Below are 2,257 nucleotides of genomic sequence, written 5' to 3' on the forward strand. Positions count from 1 at the left end.
TGCCTTAAACGCTTTGTTAGGCATGTCTCAATTACAAGGTAAGTTCTTCAATATTTGGAATAGAACCAACTTCGATACATCTGCGTATTAGACGCTCTAGCAACTCAGAAGAATCCGAAACCAATTGGCTTCGGTCTCCCTTAATCTTTGAACCGTGGACAGCGGAACTGCGACTTTTGTATAGCTTTTTGACGCTCGATAAAATGCGTTTTGCCTGATCTTTATCATCAGGCTCCAAAAATTTAGCCACGAACAAACTTAGTTTAAAAACCGTTTCACCTTGAATATCGAATAACCCCTCAATACCCGACCATAATACAGCTAACTGCGCTCTTGGATTAGGGTGCCACCTGTAACTTGAACGAGCACTCACAGCATCACTGAATCTATCGACACCTAGAAGGTTTCGAGCATTTTGAAAATGCGTATTCAGCCATAGAACATCTTTTGGAGTAACAGTATAGAGAGAATTAATGCTTCCTCTCATATGATAATTCGTTACCGATAAACGACTGTTGTTAGATAGTAATTCGGCAGGCGTATCACTTTGAAGGTTTGCTACTGCATCGCAGTCGAACAAGGCACTAAGAATGACCACATCCCACTGAGCATTCCACGTTTTTGCAGCTAGTTCTTTCCCTGTGACTCCGGAAATTTTCACTTGAGCCCCAACCCTACGCAGAAAAATAGCCGTAATACCCAAGTCAATTTCACTACAACTTTGTTTAATGATTAAGTCTGTTGACGGGTCACAACAAGCGGGAATAATTTCAACATTTTCACATAGCTTAATGGTCTCTGTTACCGATAGACCGCTAACATACAGGAAACTTTCTTCCTGCTTATTGGACACTGATATTCCCATTTTTACTCCAAAATGCCTAACGCCAGCTTAAACCGCAGACAACGCACAAAACAAGCCGCCGCACTGCGCCTTAAACACTATATTCGCCGCATACTAAAAATGCCACGCGTTGTTTGTCGGTTTGAAGCTTTTGTTATGTGTTTGTTACCCCCAAGCTCAGAGAGTCATATAGCGAAATATACTGAGTGTATTTTTCTATATTTTCTGGTGTAGCTTCCATTATCGGAGAACTATCCTCGAAAGGTGAATAAAGTAGCCCCCTCGAATCTGTTTTTACCGATACAACGTACTTTTTATTTGTTTTTATAGGCTGATAAACAATCTCGTATTCTTCACTTTTTGCTATTCGTGAAAAACCAACCGTGCCTGAAGAAGTGATGCTTGGCATATTCAGATATTCATGAATATCGATCTCATGCATCTCATAAACGTCATCGCCAACTATCAGCTCGACAAATGACCGAGATGAGAAAACAATAATATCAACGCCATCGTTTCGATTCATATCCCACCATGCTACTAAAAACACATAACGCCCAATTAAGTTGTGAGCAACGCTGCCACTTTACTAAAACACTGCACCGTAATCACCAAACAAGTTGAAACCGAAAGTGCCGAGCGTTGCGAATCAGCTTGAATTGCTTGTTATAAGTTTTCTCGTTCGACTAATTTTATTGGATTTTTTATCAATTGGGCGGTATCAGCTACTGTAACTATGTCTTTTAAAGAACCAAGTTTGAGCATATGAGGTCCGAGAGCCAATGACTGCTTAAATGCGATTCGCCACTCACGTTGCCACGAATAATCACTAAACTTTCTAAAAACCCCCATCTCACCGTGATAACTCTCACGTTCAACATATTCTACTTGCTTGGTGACAATACCATCTTCACGAAAAGTAAATGTATGGGGGTCATTATGTATCGCTGCGCTTAAGCGCTCATTGAATGTATTGATGTTATCACCTGATATTATTACTGCTTTATTCCCAAAGGTCATAAATTGAGGTGAGAGATAGTAACCTTCATCTCCTGATTCCAAGATATCAAGGTCACTAATTCTAGTCATACTATAAAGATTAGTTTCATCTTCGTGATTCAAACGAACATCTACTTTCCCTACTAATCCATCAACTACTTGATTGTCAAAGGTTACGACTAAATCCTTTGCATTTAAGGATACCGTTAAGCCCTCATGCTTGTCGCCACGTACTGGAACACCACCCTCATCTGCTTCGTAGCGCCTGAAGAACTCAATGTTATTCATAAAAATAAGCCCCTCATTTACAAAGGAGTCTACATACTGCTCATCCATGAATTTAATAAGAATACGATAAATCTTGCTTGGATCTTCCATACCTACCTCAAACTTATAACGCCAGCTTAAACCGCA

General features: G+C 40.1%; 3 protein-coding genes. All 3 read right to left on the reverse strand.

Annotated features, from left to right (window positions below):
* Nucleotides 1–31: 31 nt before the first annotated feature.
* The gene (locus tag VPNCDNU1_RS27445; protein WP_051686544.1) at nucleotides 32–865 is read right to left on the reverse strand and encodes a HEPN domain-containing protein; all 834 of its coding nucleotides are present in this window, start codon (nucleotides 863–865) and stop codon (nucleotides 32–34) included.
* A gap of 133 nt (nucleotides 866–998) precedes the next feature.
* Complete coding sequence (locus tag VPNCDNU1_RS28950; protein ID WP_167404902.1) at nucleotides 999–1,370, reverse strand: hypothetical protein; 372 nt, start codon at nucleotides 1,368–1,370, stop codon at nucleotides 999–1,001.
* Nucleotides 1,371–1,510: 140 nt separating this feature from the next.
* A partial coding sequence (locus tag VPNCDNU1_RS27455) for a hypothetical protein (protein ID WP_237324238.1) occupies nucleotides 1,511–2,257 on the reverse strand: 747 nt, incomplete at its 5' end.

The sequence above is a fragment of the Vibrio penaeicida genome (assembly GCF_002933855.1).
GTDB classification, from domain to species: Bacteria; Pseudomonadota; Gammaproteobacteria; order Enterobacterales; family Vibrionaceae; genus Vibrio; species Vibrio penaeicida_A.